Below are 2,496 nucleotides of genomic sequence, written 5' to 3'. Positions count from 1 at the left end.
CCCAAACTGAGAAGTCAAACGCATAAGAATGGAAAAGCGTCCAAGTATCTTTTTCATCAAACTGATACCAACATTCCGTTGATTTAAATAAACGAATCACATTGTGATGCTCTACCATAACTCCCTTCGGATTCCCTGTTGATCCCGAAGTATAGATTACATACGCCAAGTTTTCTCCTGTCACTTTACATATTGGTGAAAGGGTGCTTTCTCGCGAGATCATCGCTTGATCCCGATCCAAACAAACTGCTTCGATTTCTTCAGGTATCCAATCTACTAATGCTTCGTTCGTGACCAATACTTGAATCCCTGTGTCCTCCAGAATATATCGTAGGCGACTTTCTGGATACGATGGATCCAATGGAACATAGGTTGCCCCAGCTTTCAAGATCCCCATGAGACCGACAATCATCTCAACTGAACGCTGGAAGCAGAGACCGACCAATGACTCGGTCCCAATCCCACATTTCTGGAGATAATGGGCCAATTGGTTTGCTTTCTCATTCAGCTCTCGATACGTCAACTGCTGATTTTCATCCACCACCGCCACCGTGTCAGGTGTACGATCCACTTGATCTTCAAACAGTTTATGGATCACACTCTCACGTGGATACGCTACAGCATTATCATTCCACTCTTCCAGTAATTGCTTCTCTAATTCCGATAGCATCGTCAACTTCGTCAGTGATTTATCGGGATGTTCCACGATTTCATTCAACCAATTTTCAAAATGCTCAGCCATACGTCTGATCGTTACAACGTCAAATAAATCATTCTTATAGTTAAAACAAAGGAATAAACCCTCTTCCACCTCTGCGGCGCTTAAACTCAAATCAAACTTGGCGATCGAAGCATAACTTTCCATCGTTTCTAAACTTCTTCCATGAAGCTCTGGAAGCTCTTGTTGCGTGTTTTGCAAGGTAAACATGGTTTGGAAGATCGGAGAATGACTTGTACTTCGCTCGGGTTGTATGACATCTACAATCTTTTCAAACGGAACATCTTGGTATTCATACGCCTTCAATGCTTTTGTCCGTACTTGAGACAACAACTCTTGGAATGTCGGTGCGCCACTCAGATCAGCCCGATAAACCAACGTGTTGACGAAGAAACCAATCAACCCTTCAATCTCACGATAATTCCGGTTTGCAATCGGGCTTCCGACAAGAATATCCGATTGTCCTGTATAACGAGCGAGGAAGCTTTGATACGATGCCAGTAAGGTCATGAAGAGCGTCGACTCTTCTTGACGACTAAGTTCGTTCAGTTTGTCGCGTAACGAGCGTGACAACAACACAGTGTGTGTCGATCCACGATGGATTTGCACCGCAGAACGAGGACGATCCATCGGCAACATTAAGACTGGTAACTCGCCAGACAGCTCTTCCTTCCAATATGCAAGCTGCTGATCAAGTACTTCTTCTTCCATCCATTCCCTTTGCCATTGGGCAAAGTCGGCATATTGAACCGGTAATGGTGCGAGTTCTGCTGGTTTTCCACCAACCGCTTCTTCATAGAATGCCATCCATTCTTGGAGCAAGATTTCCATCGACCAGCCATCCGAGATAATATGATGCATGGTACAAAGAAGAATCCATTCTTCTTCTGCGATTTGCACGATTTGCCCACGGATCAACGGACCTTGTCCTAAGTCAAATGGCGCTTCGGCTTCGTTTTGGATCCATTTTTCCATTACGCTTTCTCTCTCTTCGGAGGAAAGCGTAGTTAGATCTATTTGGGGAAGGAACCGGAAAGCATATGGTTGAATCTGCTGCACAGGATGACCATCCATTTCATGGAACACCGTTCGCAAAGATTCATGACGCTCTATCAGCTGATTCCATCCCGTCTCCAATGCTTTGGGTACCCAATCCCCTGTAAGACGGCATACCATCGGTATATTATAAAGTGCACTATTAGGCGTGAATTGGTCAATGAACCACAGGCGCTGTTGGGCATAAGAGAGCGAAATGGCTTCTCCCCGTTCCATCGGCATAAGCGGTGGAATCTCTCGTATTTTGTCTCCTTTACGCAATTGATCCAGTCGCTTCGCCAACGCCTCTACTGTTGAATACTCAAACAGTTCACGTACTAACAGTTCGATTTGTAATGTCTCTTTTAACCGAGATACAACTTGGGTAGCGAGCAACGAGTGGCCACCTCGATCGAAGAAGGAATCCTGGACACCAATATTTTCTATGCCTAGCACTTGACTCCATACCGATGCAACGAGCTCTTCCATCGGAGTTCGTGGGTATACAGTATTTTCAGTAGATGGTTCATCAGGTACAGGCAATGCTTTTAAATCGAGTTTTCCATTCGGTGTGAGTGGTAAAAATGCCATCTCGACAAAGTGTGCCGGAACCATGTAATTCGGTAAATGTGTTTTCAGATGCTCCCGCCATTCATTTACACTTCCTTCACCAACTACATAAGCTACCAATCGTTTGTCTCCTGGATGATCCTCTCTTACCAGTACAACAGCTTCTTTTACGG

The 2,496-nt window shown here is 44.8% G+C and carries 1 protein-coding gene; it reads right to left on the bottom strand.

Going from position 1 to position 2,496, the window contains the following annotated elements; translation table 11 throughout:
- A partial coding sequence (locus C564_RS33195) for a condensation domain-containing protein (protein WP_018768215.1) occupies positions 1–2,496 on the bottom strand: 2,496 nt, incomplete at both ends.

Origin of the sequence: Bacillus sp. 105MF, from assembly GCF_000374885.1 — a bacterium.
In the GTDB taxonomy this organism is placed as follows: domain Bacteria; phylum Bacillota; class Bacilli; order Bacillales; family Bacillaceae_G; genus Bacillus_A; species Bacillus_A pseudomycoides.
This window is presented reverse-complemented; position numbering and strand designations above follow the sequence as displayed.